We start from the raw sequence: 17,845 nt of genomic DNA, 5'->3' as shown, positions 1-17,845 counted from the left end.
AGGTGACCAGCCATGACGATGAGGACGCCATCGAACTCGGACGACGGATCCGCGGACTGCGCCAGTCGCACGGGCAGTCCCTCGCGGAGCTCGCGCGAGGCGTGGGCCTCACGGAGTCCTTCCTCAGCCGCCTCGAACGCGGGCAGACGGGCGTGACCGTCGACAACCTGCGCAAGATCGCGAGCTTCTGGAACATCGAGATCGTCGATCTCCTCCAGCGCGAGACCGGCCCCAAGCCCCTGGTGGTACGCAGCGGCGAAGGTCCCGCGCTGCAGGGCGAGGCCAACGGCGGGCTGCAGGCGCGCGCCGAGACCCTCATCCCCCGCGCCGGCGCCGCGCTCCAGGCGACCCTGTACCGGACCGAGGCAGGCAGCGGCCGGTTCGAGGCCTTCAGCCACGCGGGCGAGGAGATCGTCTTCGTGGTCGCCGGCCAGGTGCGCTACTTCGTCTCCGGCGAGGTGCACGAGCTCGCCGAGGGCGACAGCATCTGGCACAGCAGTGAGAGCCCCCATCGCTGGGAGGCCCTAGCGGGCGAATCGGTCACCCTTCACGTCAACACGCCTCCGGCGTGGTGACGCGCGATCTCAGCTGCCGAGCTCGCGCGAGCGGTCGCGCGCGGCTTCCAGGGCAGCGAGGAAGGCGGCGCGCACGCGGTGCACCTCGAGCTCGCGCAGTGCCGCGGCCGTCGTACCGCCGGGCGAGGTGACCTGCTCGCGCAGCACCGCCGGGTGCTCGCCGGTCTCGCGCAGCATGGTCGCCGAGCCGACCAGGGTCTGGATGACGAGCTCCTGGGCGATGGTCCGCGGCAGGCCGAGGTGGACGCCTGCCTCGATCATCGACTCGACCACGAAGAAGACGTACGCCGGCCCGGAGCCGCTGATCGCCGTGACGGCGTCCTGCTGGTTCTCGGGCACCTGGACCACGCGGCCGACCGACGCCATCAGCTCCTCGGCCTCGGCGAGGTGGCTCTCGTCGCAGTGGGTGCCGGGCGAGATCGCCGCCATGCCCTGGTCGACGAGCGCAGGCGTGTTGGGCATGACCCGGACGACGGCGACGCCGTCGGGCACGCGGGCCTCGACGAAGCCGGTGGTGATGCCGGCGGCGAGGGAGACGAGGAGCTGGCCGGGCCGCAGTGCCGGGCCCAGCTCGGTGAGCACGTCGCCCATGTCCTGCGGCTTGACGACGAGCAGCACGGTGTCGGCCGCCGCGGCCTCGGTGACGTCGTCGACCACGCGGACGCCGTACTTCTCGGCGAGCTCGGCGGCGCGCTCGGGGCGCTTCTCGACGACCACGAGCGCGTCGGCGCTCCGGCCGGCCCGGATCAGGCCGGACAGGAGGGTCTCCCCCATCACACCGGCACCGATGACTGCGGTCCGCTTCTCGCCCACGACCTGCTCACTCACCTTCTGGAGACCAACGACGTGAGGAAGAGTCTCAGGTCGGCGGGACGCTCCGCCAGTCGTCCCACCAGGTAGCCGTGCCACTCAGTGCCGTAGGCCAGCCGGACCCGCACCTGCTCGCCGCTCGCCGCCAGCCGCCGCTGCTCGGGCACGCGGATGCCGTGACGCATCTGGATCTCGTACGTCGAGGGCGCGCGGCCGTACCTGCTGGCCAGGGCGCCCGCGATCTCGACCAGGCGCGGGTCGTGGGTGGCGATCATCGGGTAGCCGTCGCCCGCCAGCAGCACCTTGAGGCAGCGCACGTAGGCCTTGTCGACCTCCCCCGGGTCGGTCGCGGCCCCACGTTCGAGCCGCACCCGGCTGCCGGCGGCGCTCAGCGACCGGCAGTCGTCCTCGGTCCGGGGCTCTCCCGCACGCAGGGTCACTCCGACGTCGGGGAAGTCGGCCCGCAGCGCCGCGACCAGGGCGAGGGTCGCGTCGACGTCCCCCGACGCCGGCTGCTCGACGGTCACGGTGGCACCCACCCGGGCCGCGGTCCTGCAGACCTTGCGAGCGCCGTCGAGCAGCGGCTCGCCCAGCACCTCCGGGCGGACGGTCACATCGGCGCCGGCCACGAGACCGGCGTCGGCGAGCCGGTCGAGGAGGGTCCGGTACGCCGCCACCGCCGCGAAGGCCTCCGTCTCGGACCGGGCCGGCGCCGCCAGCAGGTCGATGGCGACCGGGAAACCCTCGGCGGCCAGCCCCTCGGCCGCGCGGACCACATCCTCGACCCGCTCGCCGGCGACGAGCTGGCGCAGGACCCGGCGCATCGGCGCGCTGCGGGACAGCAGCGTCAGGGAGTCCCGCAGCGGTCGCATGCCCCAAAAGTACGGGGCTTCCTCAATCCGTACGACGCCGGAGGGTCGCCGCACCGAGCGCAAGAGCAGCCACCGCGAACGCCACCACGATCCCGACGTCGCGCCACACCGCGCCCGTGCGGGTCGTGGTCGCGAGGTGCTCCATCGCGTCGACCGCCCAGGTCAGGGGCATCACGTCGGCGACCTTCTCGAGCACCTGCGGCAGGCGGTCGCGCGGGACGATCAGCCCGCACAGCAGGATCTGCGGCACGACGATCGCCGGCAGGAACTGCACGGCCTGGAACTCGGTACGGGCGAAGGCGGAGACGAACAGGCCGAGCGCCGTACCGAGGACGGCGTCGACGACGCCCACCACGACGAGCAGCACGTCCGGACCGCGCACGTCGAGGTCGAGCAGCCCGATCGCGACGCTCGCGGCGAGGGCAGCCTGCAGGGCGGCGATCGCGCCGAACGCCAGCGCGTAGCCGACCAGGAAGTCGAGGCGGCCCATCGGCATCGTGAACAGCCGCTCCAGGGTGCCGCCGGAGCGCTCACGCAGCGTGGTGATGCTGGTGACGAGGAACATCACGAAGAACGGGAAGATCGCCAGCAGCGCGGGCCCGATCCGGTCGAAGACGAACGACTGGTCCTGGAAGATCCACCACAGCAGGGCCTGCAGCAGGCACGGGAGCACGAGCAGCATCGCGAGCGTCCGGTGGTCGCGGCGCAGCTGCGTGAGCACGCGTACGGCGATCGCCAGGGTGACCCGGGGCGTCATGCCGCACCGTCCTCGACGAGGGCCAGGAACGCCGACTCGATGTCGGTCACCCCCTGCGCCGCCTTGATCTCCGCAGGTGCGCCGTGCGCGATGATCCGGCCCTCGCGCATCAGCAGCAGCGTGTCGCAGCGCTCCGCCTCGTCCATGACGTGGCTGGACACGAGGACCGCCGTACCCGCCTCGGCGATGCGGTGGAAGAGCGCCCACAGGTCGCGGCGCAGCACCGGGTCGAGGCCGACCGTCGGCTCGTCGAGCACCAGCAACGACGGGTTGCCGAGCAGGGCCACGGCCAGCCCGACGCGGGAGCGCTGGCCGCCGCTGAGGCGTCCGACGACGGCGTCACGGTGACTGGTCAGGTCCACCGAGGCCAGGGCGGCCTCGGCCGCGGCTGGCGGCAGGCCGAGCACCCGGGCGAAGAAGCGGAGGTTCTCGAGGACGGTGAGGTCGTCGTACACGCTGGAGGACTGGGTCTGGTAGCCGACCCGGTCGCGCAGCGGCGGGCTTCCGGCCGCCTGCCCGAGCACGGTCACGGTGCCGGCGGCGACCCGCTGGACGCCGACGATCGAGCGCAGCAACGTGGACTTGCCGCAGCCGGACGGGCCGAGCAGGCCGGTCACACCGGCGCCGACGGCGAGGTCGAGGCCGTCAATCACCGTCGTGCCGCCGCGCACGACGCGGAGCCCGGCGACCTCGACGACGGAATTCATCATGTGTTGAATAATGCGCCTCCCTGTCAGTACGCGCAAGGGTCAGGGAAGGGGGCCGGCGAGGAAGCCGTCCAGCACCGGGGCGTACGTCGCCACCAGGGCATCGACGTCCATCGCCACGATCGCCTCGGCGCGGACGACGTAGCGCAGCACGATCACGCCGACGACCTGGCTCGCGACCAGCTGCATCCGCCGCTCGGGATCGTCGACACCGAGTGCCTCGCCGAGCGGCACCAGCACGACGGGGAGGAAGCCGCCGCGGAACAGGGCGTCGCCACCGGGCTCGATCAGCCGGCGCACCATCGCCAGCAGGGCCGGCCGGACCGCCGGGTCGTCCCAGACGCCGATCAGCGCCCGCAGCAGCCGCTCACCGGCACCCTCGACCGGGCCGACCACCTGGTCGGCGAGCACGGCCCGCGGGTCGACGGGCAGCTCGAGCGCGGCCACGAACAGGTCGTCCTTCGAGCCGAAGTAGTGGTGCACCAGCGCGGGGTCCACGCCCGCGTCGCCGGCGACCCCACGGATCGTCGTACCGGTGAAGCCCGACTCGGCGAACCGCGCGCGGGCTGCCGCGAGGATCGCCGCGCGGGTGTCCGGACTTCCCCGCCGCCGGCCCCGGGTCGCGGCGGTCACGAGCCTTCCCCGGTGTCGGCGGGTACGGCGCTCAGGTGCTCGATCGCGAACTCGAGCGACTCGCGCAGGTCGGCCTCCCGCTCCTCGCGCGTCGTGCAGCGCCGGGTGTTGATCTCGAGCACCACCTCACCCGCGAAGCCGGTCGCCGCGAGGTGGCGCAGGAAGGCGTCGGCACCCATGTCGCCGCGGCCCGGGACGAGGTGCTCGTCCTTGGCGGAGTCGGTGCCGTCGGTGAGGTGGATGTGCCGCAGCCGCGGGCCGAGCCGCTCGGCCATCGCGACCGGGTCGGACTGCGCGATGGCCGCGTGGGACAGGTCGATCGTGGTGTTGGCGTAGGGCTCGTCGGAGGGGTCCCAGCCGGGCAGGTACATCTCGAGGCGACGACGCGACGCCCGCCACGGGTACATGTTCTCGACGGCGAACGCGATGCCCGAGGACTCCTCGAGCGCGGCAATCCCGTTGACGAAGTCGCGGGCGTACTCCTTCTGCCAGCGGAACGGCGGGTGCACGACGACGACCTCGGCACCGACCTCCTTCGCCATGGCGGCCGAGCGCTCGAGCTTGCCCCACGGCTCGACGCCCCAGACCCGTTGCGTGAACAGCAGGCAGGGCGCGTGGATCGCGCCGATCGGGAGCTCGTGGTGCTCGGAGAGCTGGCGCACGGCGTCGACCTGCTGGGACAGCGCGTCGATGCCGACCATCACCTCGACCGCCTCGTAGCCGACCGAGGCGGCGTACGCGAACGCGTGGGCCGTCGACTCCGGGTAGACCGAGCTCGTGGAGAGCCCGATCCGGGGACGGCCCCGGCCGCTCATGCCCGGGCGCTCATGACGGGTCGTTGACGCTGAGCTTGTCGATCCGCTCGAGGATCACGCCCTCGCGCAGGGCCCACGGGCAGACCTCGAGCTCCACCAGGTCGAAGATGTCCATGCAGGCCTCGGCCACCAGTGCCCCCGGCACGATCTGGTGGGTGCGGCTCGGGGAGACGCCGGGCAGCGCGGCCAGCTCCTCGGGCGTCATCGCGACCAGCTTGGGGATCCACTGGCGCAGCTCCGCGAGCGGCAGGGTCCGCGGCACCAGCGGGCCGTCGGCGGACGGAGCAGCGCCGCAGATCCGGGCCAGGGACCGGAAGGTCTTCGACGTCGCCGAGGCGCGGTGCGTCGTACCGGCGCGCAGGAGGTGGCCCGCGTCACGGGCGATGTCGGCACGGATCCGACGCCGGATCTGGCGCAGCTGGTCCTCGTCGGGCTGGGCCGCGAACTCCGCCCGCGCCAGCCGAGCCGCCCCCAGCGGCAGCGACCACGCGACATCGGGCCGCTCGTCGGACCCAGCCGCGATCTCCAGCGAGCCGCCGCCGATGTCGAACACCGCAAGGCGGCCGGCCGACCAGCCGAACCAGCGGCGTACGGCCAGGAAGGTCAGCCGGGCCTCGTCCTCGCCCGGCAGCACGGCGATGCGCACCCCGGTCTCGGCCTCGACGTGGGCCAGCACCTGCTCGGAGTTGCCGGCGTCGCGGACCGCGGAGGTCGCGAAGGAGAGCATCTCCTCGCAGCCCTTCTCCTCGGCCACCACCAGCGCCTGCGCGGTGAACGCCGTCAGCGCGGCGATGCCGGTCGGCGACACGTCGCCGTCGTCGTCGAGGTGCTCGGCCAGCCGCAACGGCTCCTTGTAGGAGTACGCCGGCAGCGGCGCCGCACCTCCGTGGGCGTCGACCACCAACAGGTGGCCGGTGTTCGAGCCGATGTCGAGCACACCCAGACGCATGAGTCCACGGTACTAGCGTCGATGGGTGCAGTGACCGGGCCTCCACTAGATTGGGGCAAGTGCCAGAGGTCTCGCTCGACTTCCCCCGTGCGTGGGTGGAGTTCACCAACCCGGCCGACGAGTCCGAGGTCCTCAAGTGCGACCTCACCTGGCTCACGTCGTCCTTCACCTGCATCTTCGGCAGCGGCTGCGCCGGCATCTACGCCGACTCCCCCGACGTCGGCTGCTGCACGCTCGGCGCGCACTTCGCCGACAAGGCCGACGAGAAGCGGGTCGCGGCGTACGTCGACCAGCTGACCCCGGCGCACTGGCAGTCCCACCCGGGCCGCCCGGTCAAGCGCAAGGACTGGGTCGAGAAGGACGAGGACGGCGAGCGGAAGACCCGCATGCACGAGGTCGACGGGCAGCGCTCGTGCGTCTTCTCCAACCGCCCCGGCTTCGCCGGTGGCGCGGGATGTGCCCTGCACGGCCTCGCGCTCGAGCTCGGCCTCAACCCGCTGGAGACCAAGCCGGACGTGTGCTGGCAGCTGCCCATCCGGCGTACCTTCCGCGAGATCGAGCGGATGGACGGGACGTCGTACGTCGAGGTGACCATCACCGAGTACGACCGCCGCGGCTGGGGCGCCGGCGGGCACGACCTGGACTGGTACTGCTCCGGCAACACCGAGGCCCACGTCGGCGTCGAGCCGGTCTACGTCACCAACGAGGCCGAGCTGGTGGCACTGATGGGACAGGAGGCGTACGACGAGCTGGTGCGCCACTGCGAGGCCCACCTGCGCTCGCGATCGGCCCTCGCACTGCACCCCGCCGACCCTCGCTGAGCGTCTCGACGTCAAGAGACAGCGACCCCGATTCGTCGGACCTCTCAGGACATGCTCAGAATGAGGTATGCGCCTGGACCATCTCTCCTACGCGGCCGGCCCCGACGGACTCGCGAGCACGGCAGCCCGCCTGGGTGCAGCGATCGGGCGTGATTTCGTCGACGGTGGCGTCCACCCCCGCTTCGGCACGCGCAACATGATCCTCCCGCTGACCGACGGCACCTACCTCGAGGTCGTCGAGGCTCTCGACCACCCGGCCTCCGACAAGGCCCCCTTCGGCCAGGCCGTCAAGTCCCGCTCCGCCCTCGGCGGCGGCTGGCTCGGCTGGGCGGTCGCGGTCCCCGACATCGCGATCGTCGAGGAGCGCCTCGGCCGCTCCGCCGTCCCGGGCTCGCGGCACCGCCCCGACGGCACCGAGCTGCGCTGGAAGCAGATCGGCATCAACGGCCTCATCGCCGACCCGCAGCTGCCGTTCTTCCTGCAGTGGGACGTCCCCGCCGACCTGCACCCCTCGACCGGCGCCGACGGCACCGTGTCGCTCGCGGGCATCGAGATCGCCGGCGACCCGCAGCGGGTCAGCGAGTGGCTCGGCGAGACCGTCGAGGCCCCGCTCGAGGACGTCAAGGTCGAGTGGGTCGCCCCGCACGGCACGCCCGGCATCCTCGCTGCCCAGGTGCTGACGCCCGGCGGCATCGTCCGCATCTGATTGGCCCTCGCTGCGCTCGGGCATGTCGCGCCGCCTGCCAACGCCGTTTCTTCCTCCCCCGCTCGGTCCAGAATCGACGGGCGGCGCGACGAAACCACCGCAGCCGGTCCCACCGCGGAGTGAGTCGATGAAGCCAGGCACCATCCCGAGCCCCAACATCTGGCACCACACCGCGACGTACGAGCTCGAGAACCGCGCCGCCGATCCCGACGGCCGGCTCTGGTCCGCCATGGCCGCACGCGCCGACTGGACCGGGCGCACCGTGCTCGACCTCGGCTGCGGCACCGGCTTCCACCTGCCCACCTTCGCGTCGACCGCCGCGCACGTGATCGGCGTCGAGCCGCACGCAGGCCTGACGAAGCTGGCGGCCCGCCGCCTGCGCACCCGCCAGGTCGCCAACGCCGAGGTCCGACAGGGCACGGCCCAGGAGATCCCGCTCCCTGACGCGTCGGTCGACGTCGTGCACGCCCGATGGGCCTACTTCTTCGGCCGCGGCTGCGAGCCCGGCCTGGTCGAGCTCGACCGCGTCGTACGGCGCGGCGGGGTCGCGCTGGTCATCGACAACGACGGCTCTCGCTCGACCTTCGGCGGCTGGTTCCGCCGCGGGTACCCGCACCTGGAGCCGCCCGAGGAGACCGAGCGGTTCTGGAGCGTGCGCGGGTGGACGCTGGACCGGGTCGACATGGGCTGGCGGTTCGCGTCGCGCGCGGACCTGGAGGCCGTCGTACGCATCGAGTTCACGCGCGAGGTCGCCGACCAGGTGCTCAGCGAGCACCCGGGCCTCGAGGTCGACTACGCGGTCAACCTCTGGTCGAAGAGCTTCTGACCTCCAGCGACGGCTGGAGGAGCACGCCGCTCTCGGCAGCGAGACCGGGCGCGAGCAGTGCGCGGAGTGCGGCGACCAGGTGGACCGCGACCTCCTCGAGCGGCTGGCGTACGGACGTCAGGCCCATCACCTGGGCGACCTGCGAGTCGTCGAAGCCGACGACGCCGACGTCGCGGCCGGGCTTGAGGCCCCGGTCGGCCAGCGCCCCGAGCACGCCGACCGCGAGCGTGTCGGACGCGCAGACGAACGCCGTCGGCGCGCTCGACTCGAGCAGCGACGCCGCCGCACGACCTCCGGCGAGCACGCCGTCCTCGACCGCTGCCTCCAGGCCGGCAGTGGGCAGCTCGAGCGCGGTCATGGCGCGGTGCCAGCCGGCACGTCGGTCCTCACCGATCCGCGATCCCGGCTGCCAGCCCAGCCACGCGATCCGCTCGTGGCCCTGCGCGCGCAGGTGCTCGGTGGCCGCGGCGATGCCGGCCGCACCGTCGACGTCGACCCACGGGTGCGCCGCACCCAGGTCGTCCCACGGCCGCCCGAACGCCACGAACGGCGCGCGACGCTTCGCGAGTCCGACGGTCTGCGGGTTGCCGAGGTAGGTGTCGGTGACGACGAACGCGTCGACCGCCGTGGAGCGGAGCAGGTCGTCGTACCCACCGAGGGGGTCGGGGAGCTCGCCCTCCGCGGCGCGGCCGCCGGAGAACAGCAGCACGTGGTAGCCCGCCTCGCGCGACGCCTCGACCAGCGCGTGCACGAACCGGTCCATCGCCATGTTGGCGGTGAACTCCTGCGCCGGGCTCAGCCGGAGGCCGACGAGGTGCGAGGAGCGGGTCCGCAGGTGCCGGGCGGCCTGGTTGGGTGTGTAGTCGAGGTGCTCGATGGCGTCCTGCACCCGGGCCAGGGTGTCGGGCCGGAGCAGGTCCGGGTTGTTGATCGCGTTGGACACCGTCTGCCGGGAGACGCCGGCCCGCTCGGCGACGTCGGCGAGAGTGGCCGGCGGGCGAGGGGTGTCCACCGCACGATTCTCCCACGCCGTTTTCCACAGCCGCCGCGTGCCAGGACGGTTCCGTCGGCGGTCTGTTCTACTGTCGTGCCATGGCTGGTTCGAAAACACGTTCGACTTACCGCTGCGGCGAGTGCGGCTGGTCCACGGCGCGCTGGGTCGGTCGGTGCGGCGAGTGCCAGGCGTGGGGCTCGGTGTCCGAGACCGCGGTGGCGAGCTCCGGTTCGTCGAGCCGTACGTCGGCCGCCCCGGTCACCAGTGCCGCCGTTCCCATCGGCCAGGTGTCGGCCGAGCGGGCCGTCCACCACCGCTCCGGCGTGCCCGAGCTCGACCGTGTCCTCGGCGGCGGGCTGGTGCCCGGCGCCGCGGTGCTGCTCGCCGGGGAGCCCGGCGTCGGCAAGTCGACCCTGCTGCTCGAGGTGGCCGCTCGCACCGCCGCCAACCGGCAGCGCACGCTCTACGTGACCGGCGAGGAGTCGGCCGCCCAGGTCCGGCTGCGCGCCGACCGCACGGGTGGCATCCACGACCAGCTCTACCTCGCCGCCGAGACCGACCTGGGCGCGGTGCTCACCCACATCGAGCAGGTCCGGCCGAGCACCGTCGTGATCGACTCGGTGCAGACGATCAGCGCCTCCGGCGTCGACGGCGTGTCCGGCGGCGTCACCCAGGTCAAGGAGGTCGCGCAGGCGCTGGTGCGGATGGCCAAGAGCCGCGACATCACCGTGGTGATGATCGGCCACGTCACCAAGGACGGCGCCATCGCCGGCCCGCGGGTGCTGGAGCACCTGGTCGACGTCGTGCTCCACTTCGAGGGCGACCGCAACTCCCGGTTCCGGATGCTGCGCGCGGTCAAGAACCGGTTCGGGCCCGTCGACGAGGTCGGCTGCTTCGACCTCGGCCCCGACGGCATCCGCACCGTCGAGGACCCCACCGGCATCTTCGTCGAGCGGCACCACGGCCGGGTCCCCGGCACCTGCGTCGCCGTCTCGATGGAGGGTCGCCGACCGTTGCTGGCCGAGGTGCAGGGTCTGGTGACCCTCTCCCCCGCCGAGCGACCGCGGCGGACCACCTCCGGCATCGACGGCTCCCGGCTGGCCATGATCCTCGCCGTGCTCCAGCAGCACTGCGGCATCCGGCTCCACCAGCACGACGTGTTCGCCTCGACCGTCGGCGGCGCGCGGATCAGCGACCCCGGGGCCGACCTCGCCCTCGCGGTCGCGATCGCATCCGCCCACTTCGTCAGCGCCCCACCCGCCGGCGTCGTGGCCCTCGGCGAGATCGGCCTCTCCGGCGAGCTGCGCCGGGTCCGCGACCTCCCCCAACGGCTCGCGGAGGCAGCCCGGCTCGGCTTCGCGATGGCCGTCGTCCCCGCCGATCCCGGCACCGCCCAGGGCGCCCGCCGCGGCGGCGGTCGCGAGCGGACCGTCGACGGCATGCGGGTGGTCGAGGTCATCGACGTCGCCTCCGCCCTGGTCGCGCTGCACCTCGACCGGCGGACCAAGCACGCGCTGGAGGTGGTCGAATAGGAACGACACTCACATCCGAGGACGCCGCCTGCCGAATATCCAGGCATGAGGTGCACCCTGCGCGGATAGGGTGAGACCTGTCCGAGCAGCACATCAGCAGGGAGCACCAGTGGTCACGTCGGCCGATCCCCGACTCCGCGAGGCCCTCGCGTCCATCGCCCCCGGTACGCCGTTGCGCGACGGCCTCGAGCGGATCCTCCGCGGCCGGACCGGAGCGCTCATCGTGCTCGGGCGAGACCGTCTGGTCGACAGCCTGTGCACGGGCGGCTTCGAGCTCGACGTGCCGTTCACCGCGACCGGCCTGCGCGAGCTGGCCAAGATGGACGGCGCGATCATCATCGACGGTGCCGTGAACCGGATCATCCGGGCCGCGGTGCACCTGATGCCCGACCAGAGCATCCCGTCGGAGGAGACCGGTACCCGGCACCGGACCGCCGACCGGGTCGCCAAGCAGACCGGGCACCCGGTGATCTCGGTGTCGCAGTCGATGCAGATCATCGCGGCGTACGTCGGGGAGACCCGCCACGTCCTCGAGGACTCCGGCCAGATCCTGTCCCGCGCGAACCAGGCACTGGCGACCCTCGAGCGCTACAAGCTGCGCCTCGACGAGGTCTCCAGCACGCTGTCCGCGCTGGAGATCGAGGACCTGGTGACGGTACGCGACGTCGCGGTCGTGGCCCAGCGCCTCGAGATGGTCAGCCGGATCGCCCGCGAGATCGAGGACTACGTGCTCGAGCTCGGCACCGACGGTCGCCTGCTGGCCCTCCAGCTGGAGGAGCTGGTGACCGGCGTCGACACCGAGCGCGAGCTGGTGATCCGCGACTACGCACCGACCCGGCGACGCAGCCGGGAGCCGGGCGACCTGCTCGGCAAGCTCGAGCAGCTGTCCTCGACCGACCTGGTCGACCCGTCGGCGGTGGCGAAGGTCCTCGGCATCGGCACCGGCGAGCACCTCGACGGCGCGGTCGCCCCGCGCGGCTACCGCCTGCTCACCAAGGTTCCGCGGCTGCCCACCAACGTCATCGAGGGCCTGGTCGACCACTTCGGCACCCTGCAGAAGCTGCTGTCCGCCGGGATCGACGACCTGCAGGCCGTCGAGGGCGTGGGCGAGCTCCGCGCCCGCAGCGTCCGCGAGGGGCTCAGCCGGCTCGCCGAGTCGACCATCCTCGAACGCTACGTGTAGCTCCGACCGGAGGTCGAGGAGGTCGCGCAGCGACCGTCACGAGACCACCCGACTCGCTCTCGCAACTGTCCACGGCCAGTCCCGGCACCGCCTCACCTGATCTCGTGACGCGCCACGACCTCGCTTGCTTCGCGACGCGAGCTCGCCGGCGCTCCTCGATCTTCGGCGGCTGACCGCGGGTTCGTTCCTCACCCGCGGACGGCCTCAGTTGACCGGGGTCTTCGACTTCTTCGCCTTCGTGGTGTTCTCGGCCTTCGGCGTGACCTGGATGGTGGCTGCGACGGGGGAGCTGAGCGTGAAGTCGGCCTCTGCGGGCTCGCCGCCGAGGGCCGCGGCGGCGACGGTGAAGTCGCCGGCGTCCGCCCAGCCGGCGCGCCGGGTGCAGCCGTCGGTGGATTCACGGGCCTCGGTCCAGGTGATCTGGATGGTGGCGGGCACCGCACGGCGTACGACGACCGACTGGGCCGGGATCGCCTGCTTGCACTGGCGGGTGGTCCACACGTCCTCGGCGCCCTGGGCGACCTTCACGACGAGCGAGTCGGCGCCGACCTGCCAGGTGCAGGCCTCCGACTCGCGGGTCTGCAGCGACAGCGAGATGGTGACGTCGCGGCCGGCGGTGGCGCCGGGCGCGATCGACGGCGTGACGAGCACGTCGGCGGCCTCGCACTCACCGTCGGGTACGGCGAGCGCCGGGGTCGTGGGCGCCGTGACCGGATCGGTCGCACCGTCGGCCGCACCGGTAGTCCGGTCAGCACCCTTGCCTGCAGCCGCGGTCTCCTTGACCCGCCCGCCGGCCTGCTCCGCGGCGGGCTTCTCGTCCGAGCTGCCGTCGCTGCCCGCCGTCAGCAGGCGCGCGATGACGAACACCAGCGCGGAGGCGATGCCGAGCACGAACGCCCGGCGCCGCCAGTACACCCCGGGCGGGAGCTGGCGGGAGGAGGGCATGGGACGACGGTAGTCAGCCCCGCCCCACGAACCCGGCTGACCCGCCGACGTCACCCGCGATCAGGGGCCACGTCACAATGGACCTCCCATGACGACGAGCGCCACCCCGAGCACCCTGGTCGAGACGGTCCTGCACTGGTACGACGAGAACGCCCGCGACCTGCCCTGGCGCCGCCCCGAGGCAAGCCCGTGGTCGGTGCTGGTCAGCGAGTTCATGCTGCAGCAGACGCCGGTGGTGCGGGTGCTGCCGGTGCACGAGGCGTGGCTGACGCGCTGGCCGACGCCCGCTGCGTTGGCGACCGAGTCGTCGGGTGAGGCGGTGCGGGCGTGGGGCCGGCTGGGCTACCCGCGCCGGGCGCTGCGGCTGCACGCCGCGGCGGTCGCGATCACCGAGCAGCACGGCGGCGAGGTCCCGGCGTCGTACGACGACCTGCTGGCCCTGCCGGGCATCGGCGACTACACGGCGGCGGCTGTGGCGGCGTTCGCCTACGGGCAGCGCCAGGTCGTCCTCGACACCAATGTCCGGCGGGTCCTGGCTCGCACGATGACGGGGACCGAGTTCCCGCCGCGCTCGGTGACCCGCGCCGAACGTGACCTGGGGGCATCGTTGCTGCCGGAGGACGCGCCGACGGCGGCGACCTGGTCGGTGGCGGTGATGGAGCTCGGCGCCCTCGTCTGCACGGCCGACCGGCCACGCTGCGACGGCTGCCCGGTCACCGACCTGTGCGCGTGGCAGCGAGCCGGGGCTCCGGCGTACGACGGACCGCCACGCCAGGTGCAGACGTACGCCGGCACCGACCGCCAGTGCCGGGGCCGGTTGCTCGCCGTGCTGCGCGACGCGCCCGGCGCCGTCCCGAAGGCCCGCCTCGATGCCGTCTGGGAGAACACCGAGCAACGCGAGCGCGCCCTCGCCTCACTGGTCGACGACGGCCTGGCGGCGCTCGACGCGGACGGGCGCTACCGGCTCCCCTGATCCGGTGGCCTCAGTCGCCGGAGGCCGCGATCGCCGCCACGGCATCGGCGAGGTCGGACACCGACTCGTCGAGGACGGCCGTGCCGCGGTCGAGCGGCAGGTCGAGCTGGAGCCCCATCATCGCCGCGTCGAGCAGGTTCGCCGCCCGCGGCGCGAGCTCGGCGCTGCACCCCGCCCCTGCCAGCAGGTCGGCGAGCGCGCGCAGCCAGGCCTGGTTGGAGTCGCCGACCACGCTGGCGTACGGCTCCTGGCCGAGCAGGCCGAGCGCCGCGGCCTCGACGTACAGCCGCTGGCAGCGCTCGAGCTGCCCCTGCGTCGAGGCCTCCCACAACGCCACGACGGCCGCGCGCACCGACGATGCCGGCGGCAGGGAGCGGACCAGTCCGATCGACCGCTCGTTCGAGGTGTGCAGGACGGTCGCGACCAGGTCGTCCTTGCCGGAGAAGTGGTACAGCAGCATCCGGTCACTGGTCCCCAGCGCAGCCGCGAGCGGCCGCAGGCTGAGCCCGATCAGGCCGTGCTCGAGGACGTGGTCGGTCGCCGCCTCGGCCAGCTGCCGTCGCCGGTCGCCCTCCCGGGGCGTCGCCGTTTCCACATCACGAATGTAGCAGGTGCTACAGTATGTAGCAGTTGCTACACACAGCCCGTGAGGACGGGCAGAGAGGACGGTGCGCCATGGCGATCGCCTGGGCGCTCCTGATGGCCGCCATCGGGGTCGAGGTCGCGGCGAGCGCCGCGCTCCCCCGCACCCAGAGCTTCCGCGACCCGATGTGGACCGCACTGGTCCTGGCCGGGTACGCCGCGTCGATCTGGATGCTCGCCCTCGTGGTGAAGCAGCTTCCCGTCTCGATCGCGTACGCCGTGTGGGCCGGTCTCGGCACCGCCGGCATGGCCGTGGTCGGCGTGCTCTTCCTCGACGAGCGGCTCGACCTGATGAAGGCCGCCGCGCTCGCACTGATCGTGCTCGGCGTCGTGCTGCTCAACCTCGCCGGCGCGCACTGAGCAAAAGACACGCCGCCCCGCCCGGTCGAACCGGGCGGGGCGGCGCTGCAGTCAGCGACGGGTCAGTCGTTGCCGGCGACCGGGAGCTCGCCCTCACCGAGGTCACCGGGCTCGGCGATGGTCTCGGCGACCGTCTCGAGCGGCGGCATGTCGGGGAGCTCTCCGACCTTCTGGCCCTCGAAGGTGAAGGTGGCTGTCGGCCCCTCGCCGTCGACGTCCACGAGCACGATCTGGCCGGGGCCGACCTCGCCGTAGAGCATCTTCTCGGCCAGCACGTCCTCGATCTCGCGCTGGATGGTGCGGCGCAGCGGCCGGGCACCCAGGACGGGGTCGAAGCCCCGCTCGGCGAGGAGGTTCTTCGCCTTCTGGGTCAGCTCGAGTCGCATGTCGCGGTCGCGCATCCGGATCTCGACCGAGGCGATCATGTTGTCGACCATCGCCACGATCTGCGCCGGGCTCAGCGGCGGGAACACGATGATCTCGTCGACCCGGTTGAGGAACTCGGGCCGGAAGTGCTGCTTGAGCTCCTCGGAGACCTTGCCCTTCATCCGCTCGTAGGAGCCCGCCGCGTCACCGGCCTGGTTGAAGCCCAGGTTGATGCCCTTGGCGATGTCGCGGGTGCCGAGGTTGGTCGTCATGATGATGACGGTGTTCTTGAAGTCCACGACCCGGCCCTGCGAGTCGGTCAGGCGACCTTCCTCGAGGATCTGCAGCAGGCTGTTGAAGATGTCGGGGTGGGCCTTCTCGACCTCGTCGAAGAGGACGACGGAGAACGGCTTGCGGCGCACCTTCTCGGTGAGCTGGCCGCCCTCCTCGTAGCCGACGTAGCCCGGAGGCGAGCCGAAGAGCCGCGAGACGGTGTGCTTCTCGCCGAACTCCGACATGTCGAGCTGGATCAGCGCGTCCTCGTCGCCGAACAGGAACTCGGCGAGCGTCTTGGACAGCCAGGTCTTACCGACACCCGAGGGGCCGGCGAAGATGAACGAGCCGCCGGGGCGCTTCGGGTCCTTCAGGCCGGCACGGGTACGACGGATCGCCCGGGAGAGCGCCTTGACGGCCTCCTCCTGGCCGATGACCCGCTTGTGGAGCTCGTCCTCCATCTTGAGCAGTCGGGTCGACTCCTCCTCGGAGAGCTTCACGATCGGGATGCCGGTCGCCACGGCGAGCACCTCGGCGATCAGCTCCTCGTCGACCTCGGCGACCTCGTCCATGTCGCCCGCACGCCACTGCTTCTCGCGCTCGGACTTCTTCAGGATGAGCTGCTTCTCCTCGTCGCGCAGGCGCGCGGCGGCCTCGAAGTCCTGGCCGTCGATGGCGGCCTCCTTGCGCTGGCGCACCTCGGCGATCTGCTCGTCGTACTCGCGCAGGTCGGCGGGCGCCGTCATCCGGCGGATCCGTAGGCGGGAGCCGGCCTCGTCGATCAGGTCGATCGCCTTGTCCGGCAGGAAGCGGTCGGAGATGTAGCGGTCGGCGAGGGTGGCCGCGGAGACCAGTGCCTCGTCGGTGATGGTCACCCGGTGGTGCGCCTCGTAGCGGTCGCGGATTCCCTTGAGCATCTCGATCGTGTCGGCGATCGACGGCTCCGGCACCTGGATCGGCTGGAAGCGGCGCTCGAGGGCGGCGTCCTTCTCGAGGTACTTGCGGTACTCGTCGAGGGTGGTCGCACCGATCGTCTGCAGCTCACCCCGGGCCAGCATCGGCTTGAGGATCGAGGCCGCGTCGATGGCGCCCTCGGCCGCACCGGCCCCGACGAGGGTGTGGATCTCGTCGATGAACAGGACGATGTCGCCGCGGGTGCGGATCTCCTTGAGCACCTTCTTGAGGCGCTCCTCGAAGTCACCGCGGTAGCGGGAACCGGCGACCAGCGCACCCAGGTCGAGGGTGTAGATCTGCTTGTCCTTGAGCGTCTCGGGGACGTTGCCCTTGACGATGTCCTGGGCCAGGCCCTCGACGATCGAGGTCTTGCCGACGCCGGGCTCACCGATGAGCACCGGGTTGTTCTTGGTACGCCGCGACAGCACCTGCATCACGCGCTCGATCTGTTGGGCACGACCGATGATCGGGTCCAGCTTGCCCTCGCGGGCGTCCTGGGTCAGGTTGCGACCGAACTGGTCGAGCACCAGCGACGACGACGGCTGGTCGCCGCTGCTGGAGCTGCCGGTGCTGGCCGCGGCCGCGGTGCCCTCCTTGCCCTGGAAGCCCGAGAGCAGCTGGATGACCTGCTGGCGGACCCGGTTGAGGTCGGCGCCGAGCTTCTGCAGGACCTGGGCGGCGACGCCCTCACCCTCGCGGATCAGGCCGAGCAGGATGTGCTCGGTGCCGATGTAGGAGTGGCCGAGCTGCAGCGCCTCGCGCAGGGACAGCTCGAGGACCTTCTTGGCACGCGGGGTGAAGGGGATGTGCCCCGACGGCGCCTGCTGGCCCTGGCCGATGATCTCCTCGACCTGGGCGCGCACGGCCTCCAGGGAGATGTCCAGCGACTCGAGCGCCTTGGCAGCGACACCCTCACCCTCGTGGATGAGGCCGAGCAGGATGTGCTCGGTCCCGATGTAGTTGTGGGAGAGCATGCGGGCCTCCTCCTGGGCCAGCACGACCACCCGGCGGGCACGGTCTGTGAACCGCTCGAACATTGCACGCTCCTCACACGTCGCACGGGGTTGTTCTCAGGGTCTACAACCCCGCTCACACCCTACGCGTTCCCCCGAAGCGGCCGCGGGCCGTCCGCTGTCAGCGAACGGCCCACCC

The 17,845-nt window shown here is 72.2% G+C and carries 19 protein-coding genes; 8 read left to right on the top strand and 11 right to left on the bottom strand.

Annotation, left to right across the window (positions count from 1 at the left end; genetic code table 11):
* Positions 1-2 precede the first annotated feature (2 nt).
* Positions 3-575, top strand: coding sequence for a helix-turn-helix domain-containing protein (locus tag ACZYRU_RS20355; protein ID WP_488958918.1), 573 nt, complete (start codon positions 3-5; stop codon positions 573-575).
* Between the two features lie 9 nt (positions 576-584).
* On the opposite strand, the gene proC is transcribed toward ACZYRU_RS20355, so the two are convergent.
* The 7 genes from proC to ACZYRU_RS20320 are packed head-to-tail and all read right to left on the bottom strand — an operon-like array spanning position 585 to position 6,118.
* Positions 585-1,403, bottom strand: coding sequence for a pyrroline-5-carboxylate reductase (gene proC / locus ACZYRU_RS20350; protein ID WP_488958917.1), 819 nt, complete (start codon positions 1,401-1,403; stop codon positions 585-587).
* Positions 1,400-2,257, bottom strand: coding sequence for a proline dehydrogenase family protein (locus ACZYRU_RS20345; RefSeq protein ID WP_488958916.1), 858 nt, complete (start codon positions 2,255-2,257; stop codon positions 1,400-1,402). Before ACZYRU_RS20345 ends, proC begins: the two co-directional genes overlap by 4 nt.
* Before the next feature lie 22 nt (positions 2,258-2,279).
* Positions 2,280-3,014: an ABC transporter permease gene (locus ACZYRU_RS20340; protein WP_488958915.1), complete on the bottom strand. Its 735-nt coding sequence runs from the start codon at positions 3,012-3,014 to the stop codon at positions 2,280-2,282.
* Positions 3,011-3,724: an ABC transporter ATP-binding protein gene (locus tag ACZYRU_RS20335; protein WP_488958914.1), complete on the bottom strand. Its 714-nt coding sequence runs from the start codon at positions 3,722-3,724 to the stop codon at positions 3,011-3,013. The genes ACZYRU_RS20340 and ACZYRU_RS20335 overlap by 4 nt, the downstream gene beginning before the upstream one ends.
* A 39-nt stretch (positions 3,725-3,763) precedes the next feature.
* The gene (locus tag ACZYRU_RS20330) at positions 3,764-4,354 is read right to left on the bottom strand and encodes a TetR/AcrR family transcriptional regulator (RefSeq protein WP_488958913.1); all 591 of its coding nucleotides are present in this window, start codon (positions 4,352-4,354) and stop codon (positions 3,764-3,766) included.
* Entirely contained in the window at positions 4,351-5,169 is an 819-nt protein-coding gene (locus tag ACZYRU_RS20325; RefSeq protein WP_488958912.1) for a sugar phosphate isomerase/epimerase family protein, read from the bottom strand. The genes ACZYRU_RS20330 and ACZYRU_RS20325 overlap by 4 nt, the downstream gene beginning before the upstream one ends.
* Positions 5,170-5,179: 10 nt before the next feature.
* Positions 5,180-6,118 (bottom strand): Ppx/GppA family phosphatase, encoded by a 939-nt coding sequence (locus ACZYRU_RS20320; protein ID WP_488958911.1) that lies wholly within the window; start codon positions 6,116-6,118, stop codon positions 5,180-5,182.
* Between the two features lie 59 nt (positions 6,119-6,177).
* On the opposite strand from ACZYRU_RS20320, the gene ACZYRU_RS20315 reads away from it, so the two are divergent.
* The 3 genes from ACZYRU_RS20315 to ACZYRU_RS20305 all read left to right on the top strand — a co-directional run bounded on the left by ACZYRU_RS20315 (position 6,178) and on the right by ACZYRU_RS20305 (position 8,471).
* A complete protein-coding gene (locus ACZYRU_RS20315) occupies positions 6,178-6,939 on the top strand; it encodes a DUF3109 family protein (protein ID WP_488958910.1) in 762 nt (253 codons plus the stop codon).
* A 67-nt stretch (positions 6,940-7,006) separates the two neighbouring features.
* Positions 7,007-7,645 carry a VOC family protein gene (locus ACZYRU_RS20310; protein WP_488958909.1) on the top strand — a complete coding sequence of 213 codons (639 nt, stop codon included), beginning with the start codon at positions 7,007-7,009 and terminating at the stop codon, positions 7,643-7,645.
* 127 nt (positions 7,646-7,772) lie between these two features.
* The gene (locus ACZYRU_RS20305) at positions 7,773-8,471 is read left to right on the top strand and encodes a class I SAM-dependent methyltransferase (protein ID WP_488958908.1); all 699 of its coding nucleotides are present in this window, start codon (positions 7,773-7,775) and stop codon (positions 8,469-8,471) included.
* Here ACZYRU_RS20305 and ACZYRU_RS20300 read toward each other — a convergent pair.
* The gene (locus tag ACZYRU_RS20300) at positions 8,446-9,483 is read right to left on the bottom strand and encodes a LacI family DNA-binding transcriptional regulator (RefSeq protein ID WP_488958907.1); all 1,038 of its coding nucleotides are present in this window, start codon (positions 9,481-9,483) and stop codon (positions 8,446-8,448) included. The two genes, ACZYRU_RS20305 and ACZYRU_RS20300, sit on opposite strands and share 26 nt — an antisense overlap.
* A gap of 80 nt (positions 9,484-9,563) precedes the next feature.
* On the opposite strand from ACZYRU_RS20300, the gene radA reads away from it, so the two are divergent.
* Both radA and disA read left to right on the top strand, forming a co-directional pair.
* Positions 9,564-10,997 carry a DNA repair protein RadA gene (gene radA / locus ACZYRU_RS20295; protein ID WP_488958906.1) on the top strand — a complete coding sequence of 478 codons (1,434 nt, stop codon included), beginning with the start codon at positions 9,564-9,566 and terminating at the stop codon, positions 10,995-10,997.
* 109 nt (positions 10,998-11,106) lie between these two features.
* A complete protein-coding gene (gene disA / locus ACZYRU_RS20290; RefSeq protein WP_488958905.1) occupies positions 11,107-12,180 on the top strand; it encodes a DNA integrity scanning diadenylate cyclase DisA in 1,074 nt (357 codons plus the stop codon).
* 204 nt (positions 12,181-12,384) lie between these two features.
* Here the strand turns inward: disA and ACZYRU_RS20285 are convergent, their stop codons facing one another.
* Entirely contained in the window at positions 12,385-13,125 is a 741-nt protein-coding gene (locus ACZYRU_RS20285; protein ID WP_488958904.1) for a hypothetical protein, read from the bottom strand.
* Between the two features lie 88 nt (positions 13,126-13,213).
* Between ACZYRU_RS20285 and ACZYRU_RS20280 the strand changes: the two genes are divergently transcribed.
* A complete protein-coding gene (locus tag ACZYRU_RS20280) occupies positions 13,214-14,098 on the top strand; it encodes an HhH-GPD family protein (RefSeq protein ID WP_488958903.1) in 885 nt (294 codons plus the stop codon).
* A gap of 10 nt (positions 14,099-14,108) precedes the next feature.
* Here the strand turns inward: ACZYRU_RS20280 and ACZYRU_RS20275 are convergent, their stop codons facing one another.
* Positions 14,109-14,693 carry a TetR/AcrR family transcriptional regulator gene (locus ACZYRU_RS20275; protein ID WP_488958902.1) on the bottom strand — a complete coding sequence of 195 codons (585 nt, stop codon included), beginning with the start codon at positions 14,691-14,693 and terminating at the stop codon, positions 14,109-14,111.
* A gap of 80 nt (positions 14,694-14,773) precedes the next feature.
* On the opposite strand from ACZYRU_RS20275, the gene ACZYRU_RS20270 reads away from it, so the two are divergent.
* Complete coding sequence (locus ACZYRU_RS20270) at positions 14,774-15,100, top strand: DMT family transporter (protein ID WP_488958901.1); 327 nt, start codon at positions 14,774-14,776, stop codon at positions 15,098-15,100.
* 62 nt (positions 15,101-15,162) lie between these two features.
* On the opposite strand, the gene ACZYRU_RS20265 is transcribed toward ACZYRU_RS20270, so the two are convergent.
* On the bottom strand, positions 15,163-17,730 hold the full coding sequence (locus tag ACZYRU_RS20265; RefSeq protein WP_488958900.1) for an ATP-dependent Clp protease ATP-binding subunit: 2,568 nt from the start codon (positions 17,728-17,730) through the stop codon (positions 15,163-15,165).
* Positions 17,731-17,845: the final 115 nt, after the last annotated feature.

The sequence above is a fragment of the Nocardioides sp. F233 genome, assembly GCF_057813895.1.
This window is presented reverse-complemented; position numbering and strand designations above follow the sequence as displayed.